The sequence below is a fragment of the Streptomyces sp. NPDC058662 genome (assembly GCF_042716255.1).
GTDB lineage: Bacteria > Actinomycetota > Actinomycetes > Streptomycetales > Streptomycetaceae > Streptomyces.
In genome coordinates, this window is record NZ_JBHXRU010000022.1 from 32,364 (window position 1) to 59,129 (window position 26,766).

The 26,766-nt window shown below is 71.1% G+C and carries 24 protein-coding genes, 2 pseudogenes and 1 riboswitch; of the genes and pseudogenes, 14 read left to right on the forward strand and 12 right to left on the reverse strand.

Annotated elements, in window-relative coordinates; translation table 11 throughout:
• Positions 1-182 precede the first annotated feature (182 nt).
• The 6 genes from ACFWUQ_RS11115 (at position 183) to def (ending at position 5,963) form a co-directional block, all read left to right on the forward strand.
• A complete protein-coding gene (locus tag ACFWUQ_RS11115; protein ID WP_384536025.1) occupies positions 183-827 on the forward strand; it encodes a sigma-70 family RNA polymerase sigma factor in 645 nt (214 codons plus the stop codon).
• Complete coding sequence (gene rsrA, locus ACFWUQ_RS11120; protein ID WP_384535928.1) at positions 824-1,129, forward strand: mycothiol system anti-sigma-R factor; 306 nt, start codon at positions 824-826, stop codon at positions 1,127-1,129. The genes ACFWUQ_RS11115 and rsrA overlap by 4 nt, the downstream gene beginning before the upstream one ends.
• A 192-nt stretch (positions 1,130-1,321) precedes the next feature.
• Entirely contained in the window at positions 1,322-2,839 is a 1,518-nt protein-coding gene (locus tag ACFWUQ_RS11125) for an HD-GYP domain-containing protein (RefSeq protein ID WP_384535931.1), read from the forward strand.
• Entirely contained in the window at positions 2,836-4,128 is a 1,293-nt protein-coding gene (locus tag ACFWUQ_RS11130) for an HD-GYP domain-containing protein (RefSeq protein ID WP_384535933.1), read from the forward strand. The genes ACFWUQ_RS11125 and ACFWUQ_RS11130 overlap by 4 nt, the downstream gene beginning before the upstream one ends.
• A gap of 105 nt (positions 4,129-4,233) precedes the next feature.
• The gene (locus tag ACFWUQ_RS11135) at positions 4,234-5,235 is read left to right on the forward strand and encodes a tetratricopeptide repeat protein (protein ID WP_384535936.1); all 1,002 of its coding nucleotides are present in this window, start codon (positions 4,234-4,236) and stop codon (positions 5,233-5,235) included.
• Between the two features lie 83 nt (positions 5,236-5,318).
• Positions 5,319-5,963 (forward strand): peptide deformylase, encoded by a 645-nt coding sequence (gene def, locus ACFWUQ_RS11140; RefSeq protein WP_384535938.1) that lies wholly within the window; start codon positions 5,319-5,321, stop codon positions 5,961-5,963.
• A gap of 79 nt (positions 5,964-6,042) precedes the next feature.
• On the opposite strand, the gene ACFWUQ_RS11145 is transcribed toward def, so the two are convergent.
• The 3 genes from ACFWUQ_RS11145 to ACFWUQ_RS11155 all read right to left on the reverse strand — a co-directional run bounded on the left by ACFWUQ_RS11145 (position 6,043) and on the right by ACFWUQ_RS11155 (position 9,813).
• Positions 6,043-6,228 (reverse strand): hypothetical protein, encoded by a 186-nt coding sequence (locus ACFWUQ_RS11145; RefSeq protein WP_384535941.1) that lies wholly within the window; start codon positions 6,226-6,228, stop codon positions 6,043-6,045.
• Between the two features lie 166 nt (positions 6,229-6,394).
• Positions 6,395-7,408, reverse strand: a complete 1,014-nt coding sequence (locus ACFWUQ_RS11150) for a ribonucleotide-diphosphate reductase subunit beta (RefSeq protein WP_384535943.1) — start codon at positions 7,406-7,408, stop codon at positions 6,395-6,397.
• A complete protein-coding gene (locus ACFWUQ_RS11155; protein WP_384535946.1) occupies positions 7,408-9,813 on the reverse strand; it encodes a ribonucleoside-diphosphate reductase subunit alpha in 2,406 nt (801 codons plus the stop codon). The genes ACFWUQ_RS11150 and ACFWUQ_RS11155 overlap by 1 nt, the downstream gene beginning before the upstream one ends.
• Before the next feature lie 164 nt (positions 9,814-9,977).
• Positions 9,978-10,111, reverse strand: a riboswitch (cobalamin riboswitch).
• Positions 10,112-10,255: 144 nt separating this feature from the next.
• Between ACFWUQ_RS11155 and ACFWUQ_RS11160 the strand changes: the two are divergent.
• Positions 10,256-10,600 (forward strand): annotated as a pseudogene (locus ACFWUQ_RS11160) (Uma2 family endonuclease); the annotation flags it as partial.
• Positions 10,601-10,652: 52 nt separating this feature from the next.
• Here the strand turns inward: ACFWUQ_RS11160 and ACFWUQ_RS11165 are convergent.
• The 3 genes from ACFWUQ_RS11165 to ACFWUQ_RS11175 all read right to left on the reverse strand — a co-directional run bounded on the left by ACFWUQ_RS11165 (position 10,653) and on the right by ACFWUQ_RS11175 (position 13,939).
• A complete protein-coding gene (locus tag ACFWUQ_RS11165; RefSeq protein ID WP_384535949.1) occupies positions 10,653-10,850 on the reverse strand; it encodes a YbdD/YjiX family protein in 198 nt (65 codons plus the stop codon).
• On the reverse strand, positions 10,847-12,976 hold the full coding sequence (locus ACFWUQ_RS11170; protein WP_384535952.1) for a carbon starvation CstA family protein: 2,130 nt from the start codon (positions 12,974-12,976) through the stop codon (positions 10,847-10,849). The genes ACFWUQ_RS11165 and ACFWUQ_RS11170 overlap by 4 nt, the downstream gene beginning before the upstream one ends.
• A gap of 198 nt (positions 12,977-13,174) precedes the next feature.
• Positions 13,175-13,939: a GntR family transcriptional regulator gene (locus ACFWUQ_RS11175; protein ID WP_384535955.1), complete on the reverse strand. Its 765-nt coding sequence runs from the start codon at positions 13,937-13,939 to the stop codon at positions 13,175-13,177.
• Positions 13,940-14,228: 289 nt separating this feature from the next.
• Between ACFWUQ_RS11175 and ACFWUQ_RS11180 the strand changes: the two genes are divergently transcribed.
• The 4 genes from ACFWUQ_RS11180 to ACFWUQ_RS11195 all read left to right on the forward strand — a co-directional run bounded on the left by ACFWUQ_RS11180 (position 14,229) and on the right by ACFWUQ_RS11195 (position 19,040).
• Entirely contained in the window at positions 14,229-15,509 is a 1,281-nt protein-coding gene (locus ACFWUQ_RS11180) for an extracellular solute-binding protein (protein ID WP_384535957.1), read from the forward strand.
• Between the two features lie 126 nt (positions 15,510-15,635).
• Positions 15,636-16,655, forward strand: coding sequence for a carbohydrate ABC transporter permease (locus tag ACFWUQ_RS11185; RefSeq protein WP_384535960.1), 1,020 nt, complete (start codon positions 15,636-15,638; stop codon positions 16,653-16,655).
• Between the two features lie 47 nt (positions 16,656-16,702).
• Complete coding sequence (locus ACFWUQ_RS11190; protein ID WP_384536027.1) at positions 16,703-17,539, forward strand: carbohydrate ABC transporter permease; 837 nt, start codon at positions 16,703-16,705, stop codon at positions 17,537-17,539.
• A 7-nt stretch (positions 17,540-17,546) separates the two neighbouring features.
• Positions 17,547-19,040: a glycoside hydrolase family 3 protein gene (locus ACFWUQ_RS11195; protein WP_384535963.1), complete on the forward strand. Its 1,494-nt coding sequence runs from the start codon at positions 17,547-17,549 to the stop codon at positions 19,038-19,040.
• A 123-nt stretch (positions 19,041-19,163) separates the two neighbouring features.
• On the opposite strand, the gene nagB is transcribed toward ACFWUQ_RS11195, so the two are convergent.
• Positions 19,164-19,949: a glucosamine-6-phosphate deaminase gene (gene nagB / locus ACFWUQ_RS11200; RefSeq protein WP_384535966.1), complete on the reverse strand. Its 786-nt coding sequence runs from the start codon at positions 19,947-19,949 to the stop codon at positions 19,164-19,166.
• A 447-nt stretch (positions 19,950-20,396) separates the two neighbouring features.
• On the opposite strand from nagB, the pseudogene ACFWUQ_RS11205 reads away from it, so the two are divergent.
• Positions 20,397-20,566: pseudogene (locus ACFWUQ_RS11205) on the forward strand (TetR/AcrR family transcriptional regulator); the annotation flags it as partial.
• Positions 20,567-20,956: 390 nt separating this feature from the next.
• The gene (locus ACFWUQ_RS11210) at positions 20,957-22,426 is read left to right on the forward strand and encodes a sensor histidine kinase (RefSeq protein WP_384536030.1); all 1,470 of its coding nucleotides are present in this window, start codon (positions 20,957-20,959) and stop codon (positions 22,424-22,426) included.
• Between the two features lie 192 nt (positions 22,427-22,618).
• Here the strand turns inward: ACFWUQ_RS11210 and ACFWUQ_RS11215 are convergent, their stop codons facing one another.
• Together ACFWUQ_RS11215 and ACFWUQ_RS11220 are read right to left on the reverse strand one after the other, a co-directional pair.
• Entirely contained in the window at positions 22,619-22,876 is a 258-nt protein-coding gene (locus tag ACFWUQ_RS11215) for a WhiB family transcriptional regulator (protein WP_003953983.1), read from the reverse strand.
• A gap of 315 nt (positions 22,877-23,191) precedes the next feature.
• A complete protein-coding gene (locus ACFWUQ_RS11220; RefSeq protein WP_384535968.1) occupies positions 23,192-24,157 on the reverse strand; it encodes a diacylglycerol/lipid kinase family protein in 966 nt (321 codons plus the stop codon).
• Positions 24,158-24,264: 107 nt separating this feature from the next.
• On the opposite strand from ACFWUQ_RS11220, the gene ACFWUQ_RS11225 reads away from it, so the two are divergent.
• Entirely contained in the window at positions 24,265-24,708 is a 444-nt protein-coding gene (locus tag ACFWUQ_RS11225) for a hypothetical protein (protein WP_384535971.1), read from the forward strand.
• Positions 24,709-24,786: 78 nt separating this feature from the next.
• On the opposite strand, the gene ACFWUQ_RS11230 is transcribed toward ACFWUQ_RS11225, so the two are convergent.
• The 3 genes from ACFWUQ_RS11230 to ACFWUQ_RS11240 form a co-directional block, all read right to left on the reverse strand.
• Positions 24,787-25,833 carry an RNA polymerase sigma factor SigF gene (locus ACFWUQ_RS11230; RefSeq protein WP_384535974.1) on the reverse strand — a complete coding sequence of 349 codons (1,047 nt, stop codon included), beginning with the start codon at positions 25,831-25,833 and terminating at the stop codon, positions 24,787-24,789.
• Positions 25,830-26,243, reverse strand: coding sequence for an anti-sigma regulatory factor (locus ACFWUQ_RS11235; protein ID WP_384535975.1), 414 nt, complete (start codon positions 26,241-26,243; stop codon positions 25,830-25,832). The genes ACFWUQ_RS11230 and ACFWUQ_RS11235 overlap by 4 nt, the downstream gene beginning before the upstream one ends.
• Before the next feature lie 211 nt (positions 26,244-26,454).
• Positions 26,455-26,715 carry a UBP-type zinc finger domain-containing protein gene (locus ACFWUQ_RS11240; RefSeq protein WP_384535977.1) on the reverse strand — a complete coding sequence of 87 codons (261 nt, stop codon included), beginning with the start codon at positions 26,713-26,715 and terminating at the stop codon, positions 26,455-26,457.
• Positions 26,716-26,766: the final 51 nt, after the last annotated feature.

Genomic DNA, 26,766 nt, shown 5'->3' on the forward strand with positions numbered 1-26,766 from the left:
CGGAGGAGAGCGAGCGCATGACCCAGGTCATCAGCCAGAACCGTCCGCAGGCCGCTGACCTGGACTGGACGGTCCTGCCCGGGCCCAAGCGCGGCTCGCTCCGGGCGGCGGAGGGCCGGGATGGTCGACTATTCTCCGATTCGAGCGGATCCGCTTTCGGAGCCGCCACGCAGTCGGAGGAGGTGGGTCCTGTCGCTGGGACCGACGAAGGCCACGCGGAGGAGACGACCCCGGAGCGCAACGCGCGCTTCGAGCGGGACGCCCTCGGCTACCTCGACCAGATGTACTCGGCCGCGCTGCGCATGACGCGCAACCCGGCCGACGCCGAGGACCTGGTCCAGGAGACGTACGCGAAGGCGTACGCGTCCTTCCACCAGTTCCGCGAGGGCACGAACCTGAAGGCGTGGCTCTACCGCATCCTGACCAACACGTTCATCAACTCCTACCGCAAGAAGCAGCGCGAACCCCAGCGCAGCGGCGCGGAGGAGATCGAGGACTGGCAGCTGGCGCGCGCCGAGTCGCACATGTCGACGGGACTGCGGTCCGCCGAGTCGCAGGCGCTCGACCACCTGCCCGATTCGGATGTGAAGGAAGCCCTTCAGGCCATTCCGGAGGAGTTCCGCATCGCGGTCTATCTTGCCGACGTAGAGGGCTTTGCGTACAAGGAGATCGCGGACATCATGGGTACACCCATCGGTACGGTCATGTCGCGACTGCACCGTGGCCGCCGTCAACTCCGCGGAATGCTGGAGGACTACGCCCGTGAGCGCGGGCTCGTCCCCGCCGGCGCGGGAGAGTCGAACGACCGGAAAGGCTCGGGCTCATGAGTTGCGGAGAGCCGCACGAGACGGAGTGCGCCGAGGTCCTGGACCATCTCTACGAGTTCCTCGACCACGAGATGCCGGACAGTGACTGCACGAAGTTCGAGACCCATTTCGGCGAGTGCAACCCCTGCCTGGAGAAGTACGGCCTGGAGCAGGCCGTGAAGAAGCTGGTCAAGCGCTGCTGCGGATCGGACGACGTGCCGGCCGACCTGCGGTCGAAAGTGATGGGTCGGATCGAACTGATCAGGTCCGGGCAGGCCGTGCCCGACCACGACATCACCGCGGAGAATCCCGCCGCCGGCTGACGCGGTCGGCGCGGCTCTCGACATCCGCCCCCGGAAGGGCACTTCGTTCACCCGAAGGTGCTAATCCGGGGGCGTCCGCATGGCCCAATCGGAAAATGTGCCCCGGCGGGCCCGCGGCCCCGCCTATTCTCCCCATTCGGTACTGGTTCGATTCGGTACCGGGCGTGCACGGCACAGGGGGAGGAGGGCACCATGCGGTCACTTCCACCACTGGCCCGTGGATACATCCTGTGCGCCGTACTGGCCGCCCTCGCCTGCGCCGCGCCCGCCCTCACTGACCCGGGCACGCCCTGGCCGGCCGCGGCCCTCCTCGCCGTGCTCTACCTCGGCTGCGAACTCGTCCGGATCTGCCCGCTGGTGGGCAGCCGCGTGCCCGAGGGCATCGGCTCCTTCTTCCCCGTGGTGCTGGCCGCCGTCCTCCTGCTGCCGCCCGCCGCCGCCGCGCTGGTGGCGCTGCCCGGCGGGCTGGCGGGCGCCGTCGTCCAGCGGCCCGCGTGGGTGCGCCGCGTGTGGCACGCCGCGCAGCAGGCGACAGCCGCCTGGGCGGCCGGACGGGTGTACGGGCTGCTGCACGGCCCCGAGGCGCTCGGCGGGGGACCGCCCGGGGGCTCGGGGGCGGCCGTCCGGATGGCCGACTTCCCGTACGCGCTGCTCCCCGCCGCCGTCGCGGCCGCCGTGTTCTGCCTCGTGCTCACCGCTCTGGACGCGGGTGTGCTGGCCGCCGCCGAGCGCCGGCCCGCCGCCACCGCCTGGCGCGGACAGCTCACCCGCTCCCTCGTCCCGCACTGCGTGCACGGCCTGGCCGGACTGATGATGGCCGTCATGTGGCGCAGCCCGTACGGACTGCCGGCCGCCCTGCTCGTGCTGCTGCCGATGTACATCTCCTGCTGGGTCTTCGCCCAGTACCACCGCGAGCGCGCCGCCCACCGGGCCACCATCCGCGCGCTCGTCCAGGCCGTCGACATCAAGGACCGCTACACGCGCGGCCACAGCGAACGCGTCGGCCAGGCCTCCGCGATGATCGCCCGCGAGCTCGGCATGGCGGAGGACCGGCTCGAAGTCGTCCGCATCGCCGGCATCCTGCACGACGTCGGCAAGCTCGGGGTCCCCACCCGACTGCTGCGCAAGGACGGGCCGCTCACCGCCGAGGAGCGGCGGATCATCGAACTCCACCCCGAGTACGGGCACGAGATGGTGCGCGGCATCGGCTTCCTGGGGGAGGCGCGCGCGGCGATCCTGCACCACCACGAGCGGATCGACGGCTCCGGCTACCCGTACGGCCTGGCCGGCGAGCAGATCCCGGTACTGGCCCGGGTGGTGGCGGTGGCCGACGCCTTCGACGCGATGACCTCGACCCGCTCCTACAGCCGGGCCCGACCCGTGGCCACCGCCCTGGCCGAGCTGCAGCGGTGCGCGGGGGCGCAGTTCGACCCGGCGATGGTGCGGGCGCTGACCGGGGCCGTCGATCGCGACGGATGGCATCCGGTGGTCACCTCCGACGCGGACCTCCAGGTGATCAGCAGCAGCCCGCCGGCCGGTCCCGCACCGCTCCCGGACCCGGCCCCCGCCGAGATCCCGGCCGCCTCCGCCCGGGGCGGCCCCGCGGTCCCGCCGCTGGCCGCCCTGCCCGGCCAGGGCTCCCGTCCGGCCGGGGGCGCCCCGGCCGGGCAGGGCGACGCCGCGCGGCGCGGACCGGGGGCCGGCGCATGAGGAAGAGCGCCGCGTGGGCCGTGCGCGGGGCGGCCGCCCTGCTCACCGTCGCGGCCCTCGCCCACACCCTGTGGAACGGCCTCGTCGAACCCGCCACCGCGCTGCTCTTCGGCACCCTGATCACCGTGGGCGAGCTCGCCCGCCGCGACCACCGCGCGGGCCACCGGGCCGAGGGCGCCGGCCACCCGCCGGCCGAGGACCGCCGGCCCGCGCCGCTCGCCTCCGCCGGGGCCCTCGCCTACGCCCTGCTGGGCCAGAACGCCGGGCAGCCCACCCACCACGGGGTGCTCCAGATCGTCGCCGTCGTCGTCGCCGCCGCCCTCGCCGGCACCGTCCCGCACGTGGCCCGGGGCCGGGGCCCCGCCGTCGGCCACCTGGCCCGCCGGGTCCTCACCGTCACCTTCGCCGCCGTCTGCTTCCAGCCGCTGCACAGCTCCGGCCATGTGGCGGAGCACGTCGGCGCGGGCCCGTACCTCGTCCTCTTCCTGCTCTTCCTGCTCGGCCTCACCGCCCTGTGCGACGCCGTGCTCGCGGCCGCCCTGGCCGGGGCCGAGGGCGGCCGGCCGTACGGGCCCCTGCTCCGCGACGAGCTGCGGGCCCAGACCGGCATCGGCTCGGCGATCTGCGCCACCGGCGTGGTCATGGCCCTGGGGGTGGCCGTCGCCGGGCCGTGGGCCCTGCCGGTGTTCAGCGTGCCCCTGCTGCTGACGCAGCTGTCCTTCCACCGGATCACCTCCATCCGCACCACCTACCGCCAGACCATCACCTCCCTGGCCCGCGCCACGGAGATCGCCGGCTGCACCCCGCCCGGCCACGCCCGCCGGGTCGCCGCCCTGAGCTGCGCCGTCGGCCGCGAGCTGGGCCTGTCGGAGCGGGAGCTCGCGGTGCTGGAGTACGCGGCCCTGATGCACGACATCGGACAGCTCTCCCTCGTCGACCCGGTCCCGGCCGGGGCGACCGCCGAGCTGCCCGCCGCCGAGGCCCGGCGGATCGCGGCTCTCGGCGGCGAGGTGGCCCGCCAGACCGGGGTGCCCCCCGAGGTGGCGGTGGTGGTGGAGCGGCAGGCGGACCCGTACCGGGAGCAGCCCGTCGCCTCCCGCATCGTGCGGGCGGTGAACGCGTACGACGACCTGCTCGGGGCGCGCCCTCACCCGGGTGGCTCACTGGCCGTCCTGGAGCAGCTCCGGCTGGGGACCGGGCAGGACTACCAGCCGGAGGTGGTGGAGTCCCTGGCGAGGGTTCTGGCCAGGGGCGGACGTGACAGAGTTGTTCCCGCCCTACCTGGGTAACCCATGGGTAATGAGCGGCCGTCCGAGTGGGCATGGTTGGATGCCAGTAAGAGGGACCGAGACAGTGTCCGCAAGGCTGCACCGTAGGACCGGCAGGCGGGAATCGTGAGGATCTTCGGGAAGGTACGGCATCGGCCCTCCGCCTCGTGGCGGCAGGCCACCGACCGCGCGTTCACGCTGATCGGCGACGGGCGGTACGAGGACGCGGGCGCGCTCCTGACCAGAGCCGCCGACCTGGAGCCCTGGCTGTCCGAGTCCTGGTTCAACCTGGCGCTGCTGCACAAGTTCCGGCACGACTGGGAGCAGGCCCGGGCCGCCGGGCTGCGCGCCGTGGCCCTGCTGGACCGGGAGACCGGAGCCCCGGACTGGTGGAACGTCGGCATCGCCGCCACCGCGCTCCAGGACTGGCCGCTGGCCCGGCGCGCCTGGCAGGCGTACGGACTGAAGGTGCCGGGGGACCAGCACGGAGCGGGCGGCAAGGGCAACGGCGAACCGGTCGGGATGGAGCTCGGCAGCGCCGCGGTACGACTCTCGCCCGAGGGCGAGGCGGAAGTGGTCTGGGGCCGCCGGCTGGACCCTGCGCGCATGGAGGTCCTGTCGATCCCGCTGCCCTCCTCGGGGCGGCGCTGGGGCGAGGTGGTGCTCCACGACGGCGTGCCGCACGGGGAGCGGGTCACCGCGGCCGGGCCCTCGTACCCGGTCTTCGACGAGATCGAGCTGTGGGCGCCGTCGCCCGTGCCCACCTGGGTGGTGCTGCTGGAGGCCGCCACCGAGGCGGACCGCGACGCCCTGGAGCAGCTGGCCTCGGACGCCGGTTTCGCCGCCGAGGACTGGTCCTCGTCGGTGCGGCTGCTGTGCCGGACCTGCTCCGAGAGCGAGATGCCGAGCGACGAGGGCGACGGGGAGCACCTGGACCCGCACGACCACAGCGAGCCGGGGCACCCCGGACCGCTGGGGCACCGCACGGCCGGCTCCGGTTCGCTGTGGGTGCCCGAGCGGGAGTGCGGCATCGCGGCGCCGGCCGGCCTGGTGCGCGGGCTGCTCGACGGCTGGGTCGCGGACAGCCCGGACAGCCGGGAGTGGCGGGATCTCGAAGAAGTCTGCTGAGCCGGGGCCGTAGGCTGTACCGGCACATTGATGGCCATCGGCGACCATCGGTGGCTGGGACTTACGGAAGGCGTACGGCGGACATGGCGCAGCAGGAGAACGAGGTTGTCGGTGCGGTCGAGGTCCCGAACGACGGGTACGTCGTGGACACCGAGGACTGTGCGGAGCGCGAGCTCGCCCACCGCGAGCGCGGCACCGCCCGCCCCATCACGGTCGTCGGCAACCCGGTCCTGCACCGGGAGTGCAAGGACGTCACCGAGTTCGGCGACGAGCTGGCGCAGCTGATCGACGACATGTTCGCCAGCCAGAAGGCGGCCGAGGGCGTGGGCCTGGCCGCGAACCAGATCGGCGTCGACGCCAAGGTCTTCGTCTACGACTGCCCGGACGACGACGGCAGGCGGCACACCGGTGTCGTGGTCAACCCGAAGCTCGTGGAGCTGCCGGCCGGAGCGCGCGTGCTCGACGACTCGAACGAGGGCTGCCTGTCGGTCCCGACCGCCTACGCCGCGCTGGCCCGCCCCGACTACGCCGAGGTCACCGGCCAGGACGCGCAGGGCAACCCGATCAAGGTGCGCGGCACCGGCTACTTCGCGCGCTGCCTCCAGCACGAGACCGACCACCTGTACGGCTACCTGTACATCGACCGGCTCTCCAAGCGGGACCGCAAGGACGCCCTGCGGCAGATGGAAGAGGGCACCCCGCGCTACGAGACCGTCCCGAACGGCTGATCGCCGACGCGTCCGCACGGTCGAGGCCCCGCTCCGGATCCGGAGCGGGGCCTCAGCCGTGCGCGGGCGGGGACGGGGATCACCCCCGCGGCGCCGGGTCCCCGGCGGGAGCGGAGCCCCAGCCGCTGTCGACGGGGGCGGACCCCCAGCCGCTGTCGACCGGGGCGTCGCCCCAGCCGCTGTCCGCGGCGGCGGTGGCGGCCGTGCCGCCGGCGAGCAGTACGGCGAACGCGACGGCGGTGACGATACGGGCGGTACGGGACATACGGGCCCCCAGGGCTGTGGTGAGAGGGTGCGGCGGGACCACTGTGCGGGAGCGGCCGGCCCGAGCCCGTTCACCGTACGCCACCGTTCGACTACGCACGGGGGTGGATCGGGACAACCGCCCCGCGGTTCTCGGCCAACCCGGCGGCCGAACGCGGCGGACTGGCCTAGAAGTCCTCGTCCAGGTCGACCGTGCCCTCGACGGCGACCTGGTAGGCCGACGGGCGGCGCTCGAAGAAGTTGGTCAGCTCCTGGACGCCCTGCAGCTCCATGAAGGAGAACGGGTTCTGCGATCCGTAGACCGGGGGGAAGCCCAGCCGGACCAGGCGCTGGTCCGCGACGCACTCCAGGTACTCGCGCATCGACTCCGTGTTCATGCCCGGCAGCCCGTCACCGCACAGGTCGCGGCCGAACTGCAGCTCGGCCTCGACGGCCTCCCTCAGCATGTCCGTGACCTGCTGCTGGAGGGCGTCGTCGAAGAGCTCCGGCTCCTCCTTGCGGACCGTGTCCACGACCTCGAAGGCGAAGTTCATGTGCATGGTCTCGTCGCGGAACACCCAGTTGGTGCCGGTGGCCAGGCCGTGCAGCAGGCCGCGCGAGCGGAACCAGTACACGTAGGCGAAGGCTCCGTAGAAGAACAGGCCCTCGATGCACGCGGCGAAGCAGATCAGGTTCAGCAGGAAGCGGCGGCGGTCGGCCGCCGACTCCAGCCGGTCGATCTTCTCGACCGAGTCCATCCACTTGAAGCAGAACTGCGCCTTCTCGCGGATGGAGGGGATCTCCTCGACCGCGTCGAAGGCGGCCGCCCGGTCGTCCGGGTCGGGCAGGTAGGTGTCGAGCAGCGTCAAGTAGAACTGGACGTGCACGGCCTCCTCGAACAGCTGGCGCGACAGGTACAGGCGCGCCTCGGGGGAGTTGATGTGCTTGTAGAGCGTCAGCACCAGGTTGTTCGAGACGATCGAGTCGCCGGTCGCGAAGAACGCGACGAGCCGGCCGATCATGTGCTGCTCGGAGGGCGTCAGCTTCGCGAGGTCGGCGACGTCCGAGTGGAGGTCGACCTCCTCGACCGTCCACGTGTTCTTGATCGCGTCGCGGTAGCGCTCGTAGAAGTCCGGGTAGCGCATCGGACGCAGGGTCAGTTCGAAGCCCGGGTCGAGCAGGTTCTTCTGGGTGGAGCTCATTACTGGCAGGCCTCGCAGGACTCGGGGTTCTCAAGGGAGCAGGCCAGCGCGTCGGATTCGACGGCCTGCGGCAGGGCGGTGGCGGCGGCCGGGACGGCGGCCGCGCCCGACGCCGCGCGGGCGATCTTCGTCGCCGGGCGCGAGCGCAGGTAGTACGTGGTCTTCAGACCCTTCTTCCAGGCGTACGCGTACATCGAGCTGAGCTTGCCGATGGTGGGCGTCTCCAGGAACAGGTTCAGCGACTGGGACTGGTCGAGGTACGGGGTGCGCGCCGCCGCCATGTCGATCAGGCCGCGCTGCGGGATCTCCCACGCGGTGCGGTACAGCTCGCGGACCTCCGCGGGGATCCAGCCGAAGCCCTGGACCGAGCCGCTGGACTCGCGCAGCGCCTCGCGGGTCTGCGCGTCCCAGACGCCGAGCTCCTTCAGTTCGTCCACCAGGTAGGCGTTGACCTGGAGGAACTCACCGCTCAGCGTCTCGCGCTTGAAGAGGTTGGACACCTGCGGCTCGATGCACTCGTACACGCCGGCGATGGAGGCGATCGTCGCGGTCGGGGCGATGGCGAGCAGCAGGGAGTTGCGCATGCCGGAGGTCGCGACCCGGGCGCGCAGGGCGTCCCAGCGCTCCGGCCAGGTCGGCTCGACGCCGTAGTGGTCCGGGTGCAGCACGCCCTGGGCGGTGCGGGTCTCGCCCCAGGCCGGGAGCGGGCCGTTGCGCTCGGCGAGGTCGCAGGAGGCCTCGTACGCGGCCAGCATGATCCGCTCGGAGATCTTCGTGGACAGGGCCTGCGCCTCGGCGGAGTCGAAGGGCAGCCGCAGCTTGAAGAACACGTCCTGCAGGCCCATCGCGCCCAGGCCCACGGGGCGCCACTTCGCGTTGGAGCGGCCGGCCTGCTCGGTCGGGTAGAAGTTGATGTCCACCACGCGGTCGAGGAACGTCACGGCGGTGCGGACGGTCTCGTCGAGGCGCTCCCAGTCCATCTCGCCGGACTCCGGCAGCACGAACGCGCCGAGGTTGACCGAGCCGAGGTTGCAGACGGCCGTCTCGCCGTCGTTGGTGACCTCGATGATCTCGGTGCAGAGGTTCGAGGAGTGGACGACGGTGCCGGGCAGCGCGGTCTGGTTCGCGGTCCGGTTGGAGGCGTCCTTGAAGGTCATCCAGCCCTGGCCGGTCTGCGCGAGGGTGCGCATCATCCGGCCGTACAGGTCGCGGGCGGGCATGGACTTCTTGGCGAGGCCGGCGGCCTCGGCCTTCAGGTACGCGGCGTCGAAGTCGTCGCCGTACAGGTCCACGAGCTCGGGCACGTCGGAGGGGGAGAACAGCGACCAGTCGGCGTCGGCGTTCACGCGGCGCATGAACTCGTCCGGCACCCAGTGGGCGAGGTTCAGGTTGTGCGTACGGCGCTGGTCCTCGCCGGTGTTGTCGCGGAGCTCCAGGAACTCCTCGATGTCCGCGTGCCAGGTCTCCAGGTAGACGGCGGCGGCACCCTTGCGGCGGCCGCCCTGGTTCACGGCGGCGACGGAGGCGTCGAGGGTCTTCAGGAACGGCACGATGCCGTTGGAGTGCCCGTTGGTGCCCCGGATCAGCGAACCGCGGGCCCGGATGCGGGAGTACGAGAGGCCGATGCCGCCGGCGTGCTTGGACAGGCGTGCGACCTGGTGGTAGCGGTCGTAGATCGAGTCGAGCTCGTCCAGCGGGGAGTCCAGCAGGTAGCAGGAGGACATCTGCGGGTGCCGGGTGCCGGAGTTGAAGAGGGTGGGGGAGGACGGCAGGTAGTCCAGGCGGCTCATCAGCCGGTACAGCGAGGCGACTTCCTCGACGGCCTGGACGCTCTGGTCCTCGGCGAGGCCGCAGGCGACACGCAGCATGAAGTACTGCGGGGTCTCCACGACCTGGCGGGTGATCGGGTGGCGCAGCAGGTAGCGGCTGTGCAGGGTCCGCAGGCCGAAGAAGCCGAAACGGTCGTCGGCGCCCTCGGCCAGGGTGTGCTCGACCAGCGCGTCCAGCCGGCTCGCGTGGGTGCGGACGAACTCCGCGGTGCGGTCGGCGATGAGCCCCTCGCGGTGGCCGACCTCGACGGACGCGGAGAAGGAGGTGGAGCCCTGGCCCGCCGCCTCGTCGGCGACGGCCAGCGTCAGCAGCCGGGCCGCGAGCCGGGAGTACGCGGGGTCCTCGGAGATGAGCCCGGCGGCGGCCTCGGTGGCCAGTCCGCGCAGCTCGGCCTCGTCGGCGGCGGCGCTGCGGCCGCGCAGCGCGGCGGCGGCGACCCGACCGGGGTCGGTGTCGGGGAGGTCGGCCGTGAGTTCGGTCAGGGTGCGCAGCAGCGCGGCCCCGGGCCCCCCGGGCTCGGCCGCGGTCTCGGTGCCGGCGGACTCGGAGCGCGGTGCGGCAGGCGCGATGGTCACGGGGGGAGCTCTCCCTCGCTCGGTCCGGTCCTCGTCGGATCGGCGCGCGAGCGGGCGCATGCGGGCCTGGGCACGCGTCGGCCCGGACAGGGCAGGCAGTACGTGCACCGCATGGCGTCCCTCGGCCCAACCGCGAGGCCCGGACGTACGACGCCCGGTTCGGTCGAGCCGGGCGCGCTGTCGGCAGGCCTTCGGACTTGCGATGCACTGATCGGTGCATCTCATACCGTTGCGGGACAGTTCCGGATTCGCACCGGATTCCCCTGCGGCGACAGCAGCCTTGAGCATACATGTGGGGGCGGGTGTCTGCGTTGGCCCCCACATGTTGTGTCGGACGCGACGCGGCGTTCGCGTGACGTACCTCTCCGCTATGGTCGAAGCAGACCGTCGAAGGAGGCGAGCCCTCCGTGACCGCAATGATCGACCGGCCGCACATGCTCACCGAGGCCGGGCGATCCCGGACGCCGCGCTGGCTCCCGCCGAAGCCTTCGCCGGGCAGGGTGAGTGGGTCGATCCGAGTCCTGTCCTCATGGTCGTCGAGGTGACCTCGTGGGACTCGGACACCGACCGCCGCGGCCGGCGGGAGAAGCCTCGCGCCTACGCGGAGACGGGCATTCCGGTCTATCTGCTGATCGACCGGACCGCGTGCCAGGTCGTGGTCCACAGCGAGCCCGACGGCCACTGCTACGAGGCGGTCAGGACCGTGCCCTTCGGCAAGGATGTGGAGCTCCCCGATCCGGTCGGTGTCACGCTCCGAACCGAGCCCCTGAAGGACTGGGTGCGTTGACAGACCGGAAGGGCCCCGCCGGATCCGGCGGGGCCCTTCGTCGCGGGTGTGTTCAGCAGCAGCGGAAGCCCTCGCGGGGGTCCGCCTCGCGGGAGTCCGTGCGGGCGCGTTCGAAGGCCCTGCGCGTCAGGACCTCCGCGTCGGGGTCGTGGGAGCGCGTGTGGGCGACGTAGCGGTCGTACGCCGCCTCCCCCGAGAACTCCCGCAGGTAGAACCAGGTCTTGGCCAGGACTCCGCGCAGCGTGCTCATGAGGCCGCGGGCTCCTTCACCCGGCCGCCGTTGGGGTCGAGGCCGGCGGCGGCGAGTTCCGCGCGCTCCTGCGCGGTCGGGATGAGACCGGCCGGGGCGATGATCTTCGACTCGGTCCAGGGGACCTCGGACAGCTTCACCGACTGCGGGTGGGCGATGGCCTTGAAGCACGTCCGGGCCGCGTCGATCAGCACGATGATGATGAGGACCGCGAACAGCGCCGACAGCACGCCGTCCACCGTGGCGTTGGTGACGACGGTGTGCATCTCGTCCATGGTCTTGGCGGGCGGCAGCACCTTGTCCGCGTCGATGCCCGCCTGGTACTTCTCGCGCTGCGCGAAGAAGCCGACCTTCACGTCCTCGGAGAAGATCTTCTGGTAGCTCGCGGTGAGAGTGACCGACACGTCCCAGGCGAGCGGCAGGCCCGTCACCCAGGCCCACTTGAGGCGCCCGGACTTGACCAGCAGCGTGGTGCAGACCGCGAGGGCGACCGCGGCGAGCAGCTGGTTCGCGATGCCGAACAGCGGGAAGAGCTGGTTGATGCCGCCGAGCGGGTCCTTGATGCCGACCCACAGGAAGTAGCCCCAGCCGCCGACGACGATCGCGCTGGCGAACCAGACGCCGGGCTTCCAGCTCACGTCCTTGAAGGACTTGTGCACGTTGCCCAGGGTGTCCTGGAGCATGAACCGCCCGACGCGGGTACCGGCGTCGACCGTGGTCAGGATGAACAGCGCCTCGAACATGATGGCGAAGTGGTACCAGAAGGCCTTCATCGCGGTGCCGCCGATCACGGCCGAGAAGATCTCCGACATTCCGAGTGCGAAGGTCGGTGCGCCACCGGTACGGGAGAGCAGGCTCGACTCCTCGACGTCCTTCGCGGCCTGCGCGAGGGCCTCGGGGCTGATGGCGAAGCCGAAGTTGGTCACCGCCTGCGAGGCGGTCTCGACGGTGGTGCCGATGACGCCGGGAGGGGAGTTCAGGGCGAAGAAGAGGCCGGGCTCGATGATGCAGGCCGCGATCATCGCCATGATGGCGACGAAGGACTCGGTGAGCATCGCGCCGTAGCCGATGACCCGGACCTGGGTCTCCTTCTGGATCATCTTGGGCGTGGTGCCCGAGGAGACCAGGGAGTGGAATCCGGACAGGGCCCCGCACGCGATGGTGATGAAGACGAAGGGGAACATCGAGCCCGCGAAGACCGGGCCGTCGCCGCGGGTGGCGAATTCGGTGACGGCGGGCATCTTCAGGGTGGGCATCGCGATGACCACGCCCAGGGCGAGCAGCGCGATGGTGCCGACCTTCATGAAGGTGGACAGGTAGTCGCGGGGTGCCAGCAGCATCCACACCGGCAGCACCGAGGCGAAGAAGCCGTAGGCCACCATCCAGATGACCAGGGTCTCCTTCTCCAGGGTGAAGGTGTCCGCCCAGGAGGACTCGGCGACCCAGCCGCCCGAGACGATGGCGAGCAGGAGCAGGGCCACGCCGATGGCGGAGACCTCGGTGACCCGGCCCGGGCGCAGCACGCGGAGGTAGAAGCCCATGAAGAGCGCGATCGGTATCGTCATGCCGATCGAGAAGACGCCCCAGGGGGAGTGGGCCAGCGCGTTCACGATGACCAGCGCCAGCACCGCCAGCAGGATGATCATGATGGCGAACACGGCGACCAGCGCGGCGGCTCCGCCGACGGGGCCGATCTCGTCCCGGGCCATCTGGCCGAGCGAGCGGCCGTCGCGGCGGGTGGAGAAGAACAGCGTGACCATGTCCTGGACGGCGCCCGCGAAGATGACGCCGGCGACGATCCAGATGGTGCCGGGAAGGTAGCCCATCTGCGCGGCGAGCACGGGTCCGACGAGCGGCCCGGCGCCGGCGACGGCGGCGAAGTGGTGGCCGAAGAGCACCCGGCGGTCGGTGGGGTGGAAGTCGACACCGTTGTCAAGGCGTTCGGCGGGCGTCGCGCGGGTCTTGTCCACCTTCAGTACGCGCCGCGCGATGAACCGGGCGTAGAAGCGGTAGCCGATGGCGTACGACCCCAGTGCCGCGGCGAGCAGCCAGGCGGCGGAGATCTCCTCGCCGCGGGAGAGGGCGAGCACGCCCCAGCCGATGGCGCCGACGAGTCCGACGAGCACCCACGCGGCGATGGACTTCGGAGACGGCGAGCCCGGCCTGCTGTCCGGACTCGCCGCGTCCCGTTCTGTTCCCGTTGCTACCGGTTCCGGCATGATCCTCGTCCCCTCGTAGATCATCTGCGTGAGCGCAGGGAATCTACGGGAGAGGGACCGGTGAACGTAAGCCCCCGTCCGTATACCGGTCCGGAGAAAATGAGGTCAGACGGCGGGGCGCTTGAGCCGGGCGACGAACTTGTAGCGGTCCCCGCGGTACACCGAGCGCACCCACTCCACCGGTTCCCCGTCGGCGTCCAGGGAGTGCCGGGAGAGCATCAGCATCGGCAGGCCGACGTCGGTGCCGAGCAGTCCCGCCTCGCGCGGGGTGGCCAGGGAGGTCTCGATCGTCTCCTCGGCCTCGGCGAGATGGACGTCGTACACCTCGGCGAGAGCGGTGTAGAGCGAGGTGTACTTGACGAGCGAGCGGCGCAGGGCGGGGAAGCGCTTGGCCGAGAGGTGTGTGGTCTCGATGGCCATCGGTTCGCCGCTGGCCAGCCGCAGCCGCTCGATGCGCAGGACCCGGCCGCCGGTGGTGATCTTGAGCAGTCCGGCGAGGGTGTCGTCGGCCGTCACGTAGCCGATGTCCAGGAGCTGGGAGGTGGGTTCCAGTCCCTGGGCCCGCATGTCCTCGGTGTACGAGGTGAGTTGCAGCGCCTGGGAGACCTTGGGCTTGGCGACGAAGGTGCCCTTGCCCTGGATCCGCTCCAGCCGGCCCTCGACCACGAGTTCCTGCAGCGCCTGCCGGACGGTGGTCCGGGAGGTGTCGAACTCGGCCGCGAGCGTGCGTTCCGGGGGCACGGGGGTGCCGGGCGGCAGGGTTTCGGTCATGTCGAGCAAGTGCCGCTTGAGTCGGTAGTACTTGGGAACGCGCGCGGTGCGGGTGGCTGCCCCGCTCTCCGGCTCTGTGATCGCCCCTTCGGTGGCCATCGCCGCCCGCCTTCCCGACTCCGTTTTCGCTGCCGTCACCGGCTCCTCCGATATGTGCGGTCACATCGTGACACGTGTGGGGGGACAGGCCTTCTCTCTCCCCAGGTGTCGGTCCGATAACGGACCGAGCACCCGCTCATTAGACCCTTGACACCCCTAAAGGTCTAGGCCAAGCTCCAGCTACTGGTCTAAACCAATATGGATCAGATCCCGGCCCCACGGCAGTACTTCGCGTATGTCACCGCGGCGGGCAAGGGAAGTGCAGGCAGGCATCCCTGAGGAGGGTGGCGTGAAGCGCAAGCTCATCGTGGCGGTCAGTGTCGCGGGCATGATGGCCGGAGTCGCGGCGTGCGGCAACGGCGGCGACGACAAGGCCAAGGCCGACTCGGGCCCCAAGGAAATCACCGTCTGGGTGATGGACGGCTCCGCGCCGAAGGCCTGGATCGACGAGGTCAACAAGGAGTTCTCGGCCAAGCACCCCGGTGTGACGGTCAAGGTCGAGGAGCAGAAGTGGACCGGCATCCAGGAGAAGGTCACCACGGCCCTCTCCGAGAACACCCCTCCGGACGTCATTGAGCTCGGCAACACCCAGACCGCCGGTTACGCGGTCACGGGCGGCCTCGCCGACCTGAGCGGCGACAAGGCCAAGCTCGGCGCCGACGCCTGGCAGAAGAGCATGCTCGCCTCGGCCGAGGTCGACGGCAAGCTCTACTCCGCCCCGTGGTACGCCGCCAGCCGCGTCGTCATCTACGACAAGAAGGCCTTCGAGAAGGCCGGCGTCACCCCGCCGAAGACCCGCGAGGAGTGGGTCGCGGGTCTGGAGAAGCTGAAGGCGGCCGACCCGGCCTCGCAGCCGATCTACCTCCCGGGCCAGAGCTGGTACGTCTTCGCCGGTCTCGTCTGGGACGAGGGCGGCGACCTCGCCGTCAAGGACGGCGGCAAGTGGAAGGGCGGACTGGGCACCCCGCAGGCCGCCTCCGCGATGGACTTCTACAAGAAGATCCAGTCCTTCTCCACCGCCCCCAAGGACAAGGACGAGGCCAACCCGCAGCAGTCCACCGACATCGTCCCCAAGGGCGGCGTCGCGTCCTGGATCGGTCTCGGCTGGGAGGCCGGCGGCGCCGAGAAGGCCCTGAAGGAGGCGGGCAAGGAAGCCGACTTCGGCTACTTCCCGATCCCCGGCAAGACCGCCGACAAGAGCGGCACCGTCTTCCTCGGCGGCTCGAACCTCGCGGTCGCCGAGCGCTCCAAGAACAAGGACCTCGCCAAGGAGTGGCTGGCCCTCGCCGCAGGCAAGGACCAGATGACCAAGTACGCCGCCGAGACCAAGGGCGCCCTGCTGCCGAACCAGGCCGGCGCGAACTTCACCCCGGCCGCGGGCTCCTTCGCCGAGGCCATGGCCAAGGCCGGCGTCAACGGCAAGATCACCCCGGTCACCGCGGGCTGGGCGAACGTCGAGACCGAGCCGAACCCCATCAAGGAGTTCATGACCAAGGTCCTGAACGGTGAGGACGCCGCCAAGGCGGGCGCGGACGCGGACAAGGAAATCGCGAACCGCATCAACAAGTAGTCCCACCCCGCAGTTCCCGCACCACCCAGCAGTGTGATCGCACCGGGGGCACGGCAGGCGCCCAGCCGCCTGCCGTGCCCCCGGTCGCGTCTTTGACTCCACAGTCAACCGCGAGGAAGCCACGCCATGACCGTGCACTCCCCCGGGGCGATGACCGACGCTCCACAGGACGCACCACAGAAGTCCGCCGGACGGCCCGGGAAGACCGTGTCCCCGACCGGTCCCGGTCCCCAGTCCCCTCGCGGGGGCCGAACCTCGCTCCCCTCGGGGTGGCTGCCCTACCTGCTGGTCGGGCCCGCGGTGCTCGCCCTCGCGACACTGCTGCTGTACCCGCTGATCAAGAACGTGATCCTGTCCTTCCAGGACATCAACAAGGTCGAGTTCATCCAGCGGAAGTACCCCTTCGCCGGGTTCTCCAACTACGCCGAGCTCATCGCCGACGCGGACTTCTGGACCGTGGTCGTCCGCAGCTTCGCCTTCACCGCGGCCAACGTCGTACTGATCATGGTGATCGGCAGCCTGGTCGGCATCCTGCTGAACCGGCTCGGCAAGAAGATGCGCCTGGTCCTGTCGATGGCGCTGGTGATGGCCTGGGCCATGCCGATCGTCGCCTCCGTGCAGGTCTTCCGGTGGCTCTTCGACGAGCAGTTCGGCGTCATGAACTGGGTGATGCGCAGCGCCGGCTTCGCCGGCTACGAGCAGCACAACTGGATGCAGACGGGCCTGTCCACGCTCACGATCGTGACGATCCTCGTGGTCTGGGGCTCCATCCCCTTCGTCGCCCTCAACATGTACGCCGGACTGACCACGGTCGGCGCCGAGCTGTACGAGGCCGCCCGCATGGACGGCGCCAACGGCTGGCAGACCTTCTGGAAGATCGTCTTCCCGAACCTCAAGCCGTTCTTCCTCATCACCACGTTCCTTGAGGTGATCTGGGTCTTCAAAGCCTTCACCCAGGTCTACGCGATGAACAAGGGCGGCCCCGACCGCGCCTCCGAGATCCTCCCGGTCTTCGCCTACGTCGAGGGCCAGAGCCAGGCGCACTACGGCCTCGCCGCCGCGATCTCCGTTCTGACGATCCTGATCCTCGTGGTCGTCATGTCCTTCTACTTCCGCCTGATCCTGAAGCAGGAGGAGGAGCAGTGAGCAGCAGCACCGCCACCACCCCCACCGCGCCGAAGCCCGCGCAGCAGCTGCGTACGCGCAAGCCGGTCCGCCCCGCCGCAGTGGCCAAGAACCTCGGCGCGCTCCTTCTCGCCCTGGTCTTCGTCTTCCCCGTGTACTGGATGTTCTCCTCGGCCCTCAAGCCGTCGAGCCAGATGCTCACGAAGGACCCGGTCTTCGTCTTCACCCCGACGCTGGAGAACTTCACCAAGGCCACCGGGGTCCCCAACTTCTGGACGTACGTCACCAACAGCGTCCTGGTCACCGTCGGCGCCGTCGCGCTGTCCCTGCTCGTCGCCCTCGCCGCGAGCTTCGCCCTCGCCCGGATGCAGTTCAAGGGCCGCAAGGGCCTCGTCCTCACCGTGATGATGGCGCAGATGGCCCCCTGGGAGGTCATGGTCATCGCGATGTACATGATCGCCCGCGACAGCGAGATGCTGAACAGCCTCCCGCTGCTCACCGCGATCTACTTCGCGATGATCCTCCCCTTCACCATCTGGACCCTGCGCGGCTTCATCGCCGCCGTCCCGGTGACGCTGGAGGAAGCCGCCCAGATCGACGGCTGCACCCGCGGCCAGGCCTTCCGCAAGGTGATCTTCCCGCTGCTGGCCCCCGGCCTGATGTCCACCTCGCTCTTCGGCTTCATCACCGCCTGGAACGAATTCGCGATGGTCCTGATCCTGAACAAGGACAAGTCCGCGCAGACCCTGCCCCTGTGGCTGACCGAGTTCATGTCGGCCTTCGGCAACGACTGGGGCGCCACCATGGCCGCGTCCTCGCTCTTCGCGGTCCCGGTCCTGCTGATCTTCATCTTCCTCCAGCGCAAGGCCGTCGGCGGCATGACCGCCGGCGCCGTGAAGGGATAACGGCCCCATGACTGTCCTTGCGCACCGCACGGCCGCGAACGACGCCGTCACCCGTGACGCCCTCGCGGTCCTCCAGCCCGGATTCGAAGGCACCACCGCCCCCGCCTGGCTGCTGCGCCAGGTCGGCGAGGGCCTCACCGCCGTCGGCCTGTTCGGCCGCAACATCGCCTCGCCGGAGCAGCTCGCCGCGCTGACCGCGCAGCTGCGCGCCGAGCGCGACGACGTCCTGGTCGCCATCGACGAGGAGGGCGGCGACGTCACCCGCCTGGAGGTCCGGGGCGGCTCGTCCTTCCCCGGCAACCTGGCCCTCGGCGCCGTCGACGACACCGGCCTGACCCGGGACGTCGCCCGCGAGCTCGGCCGCCGCCTCGCCGCGTGCGGGGTCAACCTCAACTGGGCCCCGTCCGCCGACGTCAACTCCAACCCGGACAACCCGGTCATCGGCGTCCGGTCCTTCGGCGCCGACACCCGGCTGACGGCCCGGCACACGGCCGCGTACGTCGAGGGCCTCCAGGCCGCCGGCGTCGCCGCGTGCACCAAGCACTTCCCGGGCCACGGCGACACCAACGTCGACTCGCACCACGCGCTGCCCCGCATCGACGTGGACCTCGACACCCTGCACGCCCGCGAGCTCGTCCCCTTCAGGGCGGCCATCGCGGCCGGCACCAAGGCCGTGATGAGCGCGCACATCCTGGTGCCCTCCCTCGACCCGACCCGGCCCGCCACGCTCAGCCCGCAGATCCTCACGGGCCTGCTGCGCAAGGAGCTCGGCTACGAGGGCCTGATCGTCACCGACGGCATGGAGATGAACGCCATCGCCGGGACGTACGGCATCGAGCGCGGTTCGGTCCTGGCCATCGCGGCCGGCGCCGACGCCATCTGCGTGGGCGGCGGGCTCGCCGACGAGGCGACCGTCCTGAGGCTGCGCGACGCGCTCGTGGCCGCGGTCCGCGAGGGCACGCTGCCCGAGGACCGCCTCGCCGAAGCCGCCGCCCGGGTGCGGTCCCTGGCGGAGTGGACCCGGCGGGTCCGTCCGGACGCGCGGCAGGAGGGGAGCGGCGCGTCCGGCATCGGCCTGACCGCCGCCCGCCGCGCGCTCACGGTCACCGGCGTCCGGACCCCGGTCGCCGCGCCTCCGTACGTGGCCACGCTGACCCCGGTCGCGAACATCGCGGTGGGCGACGAGACCCCGTGGGGGGTGGCCGCCCAACTCGCCGCCCTGATGCCGGGGACGGCCTCGGGCACGTACCCGCAGGGCGCCGTGGCCGGGGAGGTCCTGGCCGCGGCGGGCGGGCGTACGGTCGTCGCCGTGGTCCGCGACGCGCACCGCCACCCGTGGATGACCGAGGCGCTCGACGCCCTGGTCGCGGCCCGGCCGGACACGGTCGTGGTCGAGATGGGCCTCCCGCGCGCCGAGCCGCGCGGCGCGCTCCACATCGCCACGCACGGCGCCTCGCGCGTCTGCGGCCGCGCCGCCGCCGAGGTCATCGCGGGGGCTTAGGCCGGAGCGCCGGCACCGCTGCCGGGGGCAACGCCCCGCACCCCGCGCAGCGGCGCTTCCCGCCCGCGTACGCCGAAGGGCCGGACCCTCCCGGGGGTCCGGCCCTTCGGCGTGCCGGCGGGGCTACAGGCCCTGCCAGGACGGCTTGGCGGCGTACGTGTGGCGGAAGTAGTCCGCCAGCTTCAGCTTCGAGGCGGCGGCCTCGTCCACGACGACGGTCGCGTGCCGGTGCAGCTGCAGCGCCGAGGCCGGGACCAGCGCGGACAGCGGGCCCTCGACGGTCTGCGCGACGGCCTCCGCCTTGCCCTCGCCGGTGGCCAGGAGGACCAGGTGGCGGGCGTCGAGGATGGTCCCGATGCCCTGGGTGATGACGTGGTGCGGCACCTGCTCGATGTCGTCGTCGAAGAAGCGCGCGTTGTCGACGCGGGTCTGCTCCGTCAGCGTCTTGATCCGGGTCCGGGAGGCCAGCGAGGAGCAGGGCTCGTTGAAGCCGATGTGGCCGTCCGTGCCGATGCCCAGCAGCTGGAGGTCGACGCCGCCGGCCTCGGCGAGCGCCCGGTCGTAGGCCTCGCAGGCGCCCACGATGTCCGCGGCCGAGCCGTCCGGGCCCATGAACGAGGCCTCGGACAGGCCCAGGGGCTCCACGACCTCGCGCAGGACCACGGCGCGGTAGGACTCGGGGTGGCCGGCCGGGAGGCCGACGTACTCGTCGAGCTGGCAGATGCGGGCCCGCGAGGCGTCCACCTCGCCGGCCGCGACCTTGGCCGCGAGGGCCTCGTAGATGGGCAGCGGGGTCGAGCCGGTCGCCACGCCGAGCAGGGCGTCGGGCTTGCGGCGGACCAGGGCGGCCATGGCCTCCGCGATGAGCTCGCCGCCTGCCTTGGCGTCCGGGACGATGACAACTTCCACGCGGGGCCTGCCGATCTGAGAGGTGTGGACGGATGTGGTATAGACCAATCTAGCAGAACGGGGCCTGTGGCGCCCGGCTCCGCGCCCCTTTCCATCGTCGTCCCGATCGGCGGTGGCGGCTTCCCGGACGGAGGCCCGGAAAGCCGCCGGAACGCCCCCGCGGCCGGGCCGCGGTGGCGCTCCACCGCCGCGCGCACCCCACCGCCGCCGTACTCACTGCCGCCGGGCGCTCCGCCGACTGCCCGTGACCCGTGACCGCTCCGCTCACAGCAGCGCTGGCTGCAGGCCGCCCGTCGCGTCCAGGTGCTGGCCCGTGACCCAGCGGGAGTCCGGCGAGGCCAGGAAGGCCACCACGTGACGATCCGCCCGCCCTCGCGCAGTCGGTCCAGCCCGTGCTGGATCACGAAGAAGGCGGCTTTGGCGTTCAGCGCGTGGATCCGGTCGTTGTTCGAGCGCCGGATCCGGGCCGATGTGGCCGCCGGCGTGCTGCCCGGCGACACCGACGCGCGGGAGCTGGCCCGGTACTCCAGGGGATGTCCCAGCAGGCGCGCGACGGGGCGACCGGCGAGGAGCTGGCAGCGGTCGCACGGCGGGCCCTGGCGGCCTGGCCGGCCTGAGTCCGCGGGGCGGCGTCGCCGCGTCGCACGATTCGCGTCGCACGATTTCCTCTGGGCCACGGTGCCGAGGCGGGACCCTCAGCCCACCCGGCACCGCAGCCCGGAGTACTTACGGCCGGCGGGTGTGCGGTTCCCTCCGGCCGGGGGGAGGTGCCAGCGCGGTCAGGGCAGAGCGCGCGGTTACCTCGATCCGTCCTCCTGTGCGGGGAGGGCGGAAGCTTCACTCAATTGTGGACTAGACCATTCTGTTCTGTCTATCCAATGACGGCACCTGGAATACCGTCACTTCCTCCAACACTACGCGGCCCCGGCCCCTCCTGGATACTCCTGAGTAGAGCTCGTGGGGAAAGTCATGCGCCGTACCCGGGGTACGCTCGCCACGTGCCCTCCATGAACGACCTCGTACGCCAGCACACCGCTCTCAGTGAAACCGACCTGGAGTGGCTCCACCTGCTGGTCTCGGAGTGGCAGCTGCTCTCCGACCTCTCCTTCGCCGACCTCGTGCTGTGGGTTCCCACGCTCGACGGCAACCGCTACGTGTCGGTCGCGCAGATGCGCCCGAACACCGGCCCCACCTCGTACCAGGACGACATGGTCGGCCACCTGGTGCCGCGGGGCCGCCGCCCCCTGCTCGACGCCGCGCTCGACGAGGGCCGCATCGTCCGCGAGGGGGACCCGGAGTGGCGCGAGGAGGTGCCCGTCCGCGTCGAGTCCATCCCGGTGCGCCGCGAGGGCCGGGTGCTCGGCGTGATCGCGCGCAACACCAACCTGCTCACTGTGCGTACACCGAGCCGGCTGGAGCTGACCTACCTCCAGTCGGCCTCCGACCTCGCCCAGATGATCGCCGCGGGCTCCTTCCCGTTCCCCGGCCAGCAGGTCGACATGGACGCCTCCCCGCGTGTCGGGGACGGACTGATCCGCCTCGACGCCGAGGGCGTGGTCACCTACGCCTCCCCGAACGCCCTCTCGGCCTACCACCGGCTGGGGCTCGCCTCCGACCTGGTCGGCCAGCACCTGGGCGACACGACCACCGAACTCGCCCCGATCCGGGGCCCGGTGGACGAGGCCCTCGTGAAACTGGCCAGCGGCTGGGCCCCCCGGGAGACCGAGGTCGAGGGCAACGGCGGAGTCATCCAGCTGCGCGCCATCCCGCTCAAGCCGAAGGGGATCCGGATCGGCTCCCTCGTGCTCTGCCGCGACGTCACCGAACTGCGACGTCGCGAACGTGAATTGATCACGAAGGACGCGACCATCCGGGAGATCCACCACCGGGTGAAGAACAACCTCCAAACCGTGGCCGCACTGTTGCGGTTGCAGGCCCGCCGGATGGATTCGGAGACCGGACGCGAGGCGCTGAACGAGGCCGTGCGCCGCGTCGGTTCGATCGCGATCGTGCACGAGACGCTGTCTCAGAACCTGGACGAGCGGGTCGAGTTCGACGAGATCGCCGACCGCGTGATCGCGATGGTCTCCGAGATCTCCCCGGGCAAGGTCGACTGCCGGCGCACCGGCCGGTTCGGAATCCTGGACGCCGAGGTCGCCACACCGCTCTCGATGGTGCTCACGGAGATCCTGCAGAACGCCCTGGAACACGCCTTCACCCAGGGGGAGCGGGGCACCGTCGAGGTCGCCGCGGCCCGGACCGGCAGCGGCCGGGCGGACGGGCGCCTGCTGATCACCGTGCTCGACGACGGCTGCGGCCTGCCCGAGGGCTTCGACCCGCAGCGCGCCGGCAACCTCGGGCTGCAGATCGTGCGGACCCTCGTGGAGGGTGAGCTCGGCGGTACGTTCGACATGCTCCCGGCGCAGCCGCGCGGTACGAAGGTCGTCCTCGACATACCGTCCAGCCCCCAGAAGTGACGCCGGGGTGACGCCGGGGTCCTACCCGAGCGTCACCGTGCGTGACGGAACGGAACCCGGAAAGCACTGAGCCCCGGACCGGGAACCACTCCCAGCGGTAGCTGGGGGAGAATCCCGGTCCGGGGCTCGGAGCACGTTGCTAAGCGCTCATACGGGTACTGCGCGCTGCGCGTCGAGGCTCGAAAGTCGTTGTCAGGCGCTGGCGTTGCGCGCCCGGTTGCGAGCGGCGCGGCGCTTCATCGCGCGGCGCTCGTCCTCGCTGAGACCGCCCCAGACGCCGGAGTCCTGACCGGACTCAAGCGCCCACTGCAGGCACTGCTCCATGACGGGGCAACGGCGGCAGACGGCCTTGGCTTCCTCGATCTGCAGCAGCGCAGGACCGGTGTTGCCGATGGGGAAGAAGAGCTCGGGGTCTTCTTCGCGGCAAACGGCGTTGTGACGCCAGTCCATGGCTGCTCCATCTCCTTGTATTGCGGGCAAGTTGCTTGTGAATGTGAACGCTTTCACGAATCCCTTCGTGAGGGAAGGGCGGCCGCCCGGTTGCCCGGTAGGTCAGTTTCGTGGAGGGGTTCTGGCGGTCTTCGTGGGTGCCGGTTCTGCGGGCTGTCCCGATCGCCATGTAGAGATTCGCAAACCTCGGACGGGGATACAACCCCTTCCGGAAAGTTTTTTTTGATTCGTCGGTGTCTACTAGGTCACAGCCCTACTTCCTAGGGGTGGACCGGCGTGTAAACGTTCGAGTGAAAGGACTTTGGGCCCTTCCACTCACACAATCACACGCAGTGCACGGCGAACGCCTGTGAACCGAACGCTGGTCCGCAGTCCCAGGTGATCGCCGTCCATCTGGAACGGCAGGGGAACCTTGGAATGCAAGGTGAAGTCGGTCAGATCGTGCAGAGACACCGCGTGCTTGCCGTGGGGACCTCGTTCAGGAGTGGAGGTCAGGAGCTGTGTCGCGTACCGGGCGACCGCGGGAGTTGACAAACGGTCCAGCCCGAGTACGTCAAGTGCGGTATCGAACGATGCCTCCGGCGAGGCGTAAAGCGGACGATTGCCCAGATACGTCCACGGCGAGGTGTTGCAGACTATGGACAGCACCAGGTCCGTCACCGGATCCGCTCCGGGGCGCTCCAGCGTGACCGTGCCCTGCCGGCGGTTCGGCTCCTCCAGGAACTGGCGCAGGAGCTGTCGTACATAGAGGGCGTGCGTAGAACGCTTGCCGCGCTCCCGCTGCTGCTCGACCCGGCCCACCACACCCGCGTCGAAACCGAAGCCGGCGCAGAAGGTGAACCAGCGCGCCGGCACCGACTCGTCCTCCGTGCCCGGGGTGCCGGCCGCCAGGCCCAGGCCCACCGTCCGCTCGCGCCGCTCCCGCAGTGCGTCCAGCAGTGCGCCGGTCGCCTCGACCGCGTCGTTCGGGAGCCCGAGGGCGCGGGCGAAGACGTTGGTGGACCCCCCGGGCACCACCGCCAGCTTCGGCAGCCGGTCCGGATCGGGCCCGTCGTGCAGGAGTCCGTTGACCACCTCGTTGACCGTGCCGTCGCCGCCGAGCGCCACGACGAGGTCGAACCCCTCGTGGGCCGCCCTGCGCCCCAGGTCCCGGGCGTGTCCGCGGTACTCGGTCGACGCCGCCTCCAGCTTCATCTCGCTGGCGAGGGCATGCGTCAGGACGTCACGCGTGCGCGCGCTGGTGGTCGTCGCTGCTGGGTTGGCCACGAGAAGTGCACGCATGAGCGCCAGACTACCCACCCCCTCGGGCCGTGACCCTACTGCCCGTCCCTTGCGCGCCCCCGGGCCCGTCCTCCCGGGCCCGCCGGGCACGCGGCTACCCTGCTGGGGTGAGTAAGAAGCAGCAGCAGAACGCCCCCGCCCCCGCCTCCGAGCCCACCGTGCTGCCCCGTCGGCTGACCGCCGCCGCCGCACTCACCGCACTGGAGGGCCTGGCCCTCGCGGGGCTCGGTGTCTCCATGCTGTTCTTCGGCATCGCCGGCGACCCCGACTCCCCGCGCCAGGCCGAGACCGGCGGGATCACCCTGCTCGCGCTCGCCGCGCTGCCGCTGCTCGCCGCCCGGGGACTGCGGCTGGGCCGCCGCTGGAGCCGCGGCCCCGCCCTCATCACGCAGCTGATGGCGCTCCCGGTGGCCTGGACCCTGTACAGCACCGGCGGCGCGATGACCGCAGCCGCCGTCGCGCTCGCCGTGGCGGCCGTGGCCGTCGTGGCGCTCCTGGTGAACCCCACGGCGACCGAGGCCCTGGGGATCGGAGCCGGCTCCCCCTCCTGAGGCCCGTCGGCCGGGGGCCCCGGCCCCGCCGGCGCCGAGACGCGCTGGTCCCCCCGGACCGGGTCCGGGGGGAGCGCGTCACTCCTCGACGAGGAGCTTCTCGCGCAGCTGGGCCAGGGTGCGGGCCAGCAGGCGGGAGACGTGCATCTGGGAGATGCCGACCTCCTGGGCGATCTGCGACTGGGTCATGTTGCCGAAGAACCGCAGCAGCAGGATCCGCTTCTCCCGCGGCGGCAGCCCCTCCAGCAGCGGCTTGAGGGACTCGCGGTACTCCACGCCCTCCAGGGCCTCGTCCTCCGAGCCCAGGGTGTCCGCCACCGCCGGCGACTCGTCGTCGGTGTCCGGGACGTCCAGCGAGAGCGTGCTGTAGGCATTGGCTGATTCCAGCCCCTCCAGCACCTCCTCCTCGGAGATCCCCAGCCGCTCCGCCAGCTCGTGCACGGTCGGGGAGCGGCCGTGCTGCTGGGAGAGTTCCGCCGTGGCCGTGGTCAGCGAGAGCCGCAGCTCCTGGAGGCGGCGGGGTACCCGTACCGCCCAGCCCTTGTCGCGGAAGTGGCGCTTGATCTCGCCGACCACCGTGGGCGTGGCGTACGTGGAGAACTCGACCCCGCGGTCCGGATCGAACCGGTCCACGGATTTGATCAGGCCGATCGTCGCGACCTGCGTCAGGTCGTCGAGCGGCTCCCCGCGGTTGCGGAACCGCCGGGCCAGGTGCTCCACCAGGGGCAGGTGCATCCGCACCAGCCTGTTGCGCAGCTCGGCCCGCTCCGCCGAGCCGTCGGGCAGCGCCCGCAACTCGATGAAGAGCGCCCGCGCACCGCTGCGGTCGCGCGGATCGGGCAGCGCCTGGCTGACCGGGAACACCGGGAGGGCCGGTACCGGGGGCGCCGGGGTCTCCGTCGGCACCGCCGGGGCCGCGGCAGCGGCCTCCGGCGGCTGTGACTGGTCGTGCTGGTTCTCGCTCATAGGGCCCGCCCGTCGCTCCGCCGAGTCCAAAAAGCCGTCTTCCGCATCCGCGTCGGCCGGGTGCGGCCGGGCGTGCTGCTGCTCCGGGATGCCGCCGTCGACCTCGTGCCGTACCCGGGGCCGATCCCCGCCCCGCACCGGGATCTCCCCGCCGCTCACGCCGGGCCTGGCCCCGCGCCGCGCTGTTTGTAGAGGCTGATGCACACTGTCCGGTCCTCCTCGACCGTGGCCTCGACCTTGCCGGCCAGAGCCGACAGGACCGTCCACGCGAACGTGTCGCGCTCCGGCGCGCGTCCGTCCGTGGTCGGTGCCGAGACGGTGACCTCCAGCGAGTCGTCGACCAAGCGGAAGACGCAGCTGAGGACGGAGCCGGGCACGGCCTGCTGGAGCAGGATCGCGCAGGCCTCGTCCACCGCGATGCGGAGGTCCTCGATCTCGTCGAGGGTGAAGTCCAAACGTGCCGCGAGGCCGGCTGTAGCCGTCCGCAGCACCGACAGGTAGGCACCCGCAGCGGGCAGCCGGACTTCCACGAAGTCCTGGGTCCCGGGCTCGCCTGCGATCTGGGACACCCTCACCTCCAAGGTGGTACGAGCTGTTCGCCGGTGACGCTATCGCGATCCGGGCAATCGTGTCGCGGCGCCCCTCGTGATGCCCATGGGGAGCACCCGGCCCGGCCGTACCTCTGTCCGTGACTGATGGTAAGCCCATGGGTACGCACAGTGGCTAGAGGTCTGCGGGGTCCAAATCAGGGGAACCGGCGGAGGGTTGACCTACCCCGCCTCAGACGATCGAACCGTCGACGAAACACCACCGCCAGGTCTCGCCCGGTTCGAAGCTGCGCATCACCGGATGGCCCGTCTCCCGGTGGTGCGCCGAGGCGTGCCGGTGGGGGGAGGAGTCGCAGCAGGCCACCGCGCCGCACTCCAGGCACATCCGCAGCTGTACGGGGTGGCTGCCCAGGGCCAGACATTCGGGACAGGTCCGGGCAGTCGGGACCGGCTCGGGGCGCGGCAGTTCGGCAACGTGGGTGCACTCGCTCATGATGGCCAGCGTACGACCAGGGAGCGGGTGCGCGCGGTCCCACGACGAACG

Excerpts from the sequence above, each read along its gene's own strand:
- rsrA (WP_384535928.1), top strand. The coding sequence starts at position 824 with ATGAGTTGCGGAGAGCCGCACGAGACGGAGTGCGCCGAGGTCCTGGAC.
- ACFWUQ_RS11125 (WP_384535931.1), top strand. The coding sequence starts at position 1,322 with ATGCGGTCACTTCCACCACTGGCCCGTGGATACATCCTGTGCGCCGTA.
- ACFWUQ_RS11130 (WP_384535933.1), top strand. The coding sequence starts at position 2,836 with ATGAGGAAGAGCGCCGCGTGGGCCGTGCGCGGGGCGGCCGCCCTGCTC.
- def (WP_384535938.1), top strand. The coding sequence starts at position 5,319 with ATGGCGCAGCAGGAGAACGAGGTTGTCGGTGCGGTCGAGGTCCCGAAC.
- ACFWUQ_RS11145 (WP_384535941.1), bottom strand. The coding sequence starts at position 6,228 with ATGTCCCGTACCGCCCGTATCGTCACCGCCGTCGCGTTCGCCGTACTG.
- ACFWUQ_RS11150 (WP_384535943.1), bottom strand. The coding sequence starts at position 7,408 with ATGAGCTCCACCCAGAAGAACCTGCTCGACCCGGGCTTCGAACTGACC.
- ACFWUQ_RS11165 (WP_384535949.1), bottom strand. The coding sequence starts at position 10,850 with ATGAGCACGCTGCGCGGAGTCCTGGCCAAGACCTGGTTCTACCTGCGG.
- ACFWUQ_RS11175 (WP_384535955.1), bottom strand. The coding sequence starts at position 13,939 with ATGGCCACCGAAGGGGCGATCACAGAGCCGGAGAGCGGGGCAGCCACC.
- ACFWUQ_RS11185 (WP_384535960.1), top strand. The coding sequence starts at position 15,636 with ATGACCGTGCACTCCCCCGGGGCGATGACCGACGCTCCACAGGACGCA.
- ACFWUQ_RS11195 (WP_384535963.1), top strand. The coding sequence starts at position 17,547 with ATGACTGTCCTTGCGCACCGCACGGCCGCGAACGACGCCGTCACCCGT.
- ACFWUQ_RS11210 (WP_384536030.1), top strand. The coding sequence starts at position 20,957 with ATGAACGACCTCGTACGCCAGCACACCGCTCTCAGTGAAACCGACCTG.
- ACFWUQ_RS11215 (WP_003953983.1), bottom strand. The coding sequence starts at position 22,876 with ATGGACTGGCGTCACAACGCCGTTTGCCGCGAAGAAGACCCCGAGCTC.
- ACFWUQ_RS11220 (WP_384535968.1), bottom strand. The coding sequence starts at position 24,157 with ATGCGTGCACTTCTCGTGGCCAACCCAGCAGCGACGACCACCAGCGCG.
- ACFWUQ_RS11240 (WP_384535977.1), bottom strand. The coding sequence starts at position 26,715 with ATGAGCGAGTGCACCCACGTTGCCGAACTGCCGCGCCCCGAGCCGGTC.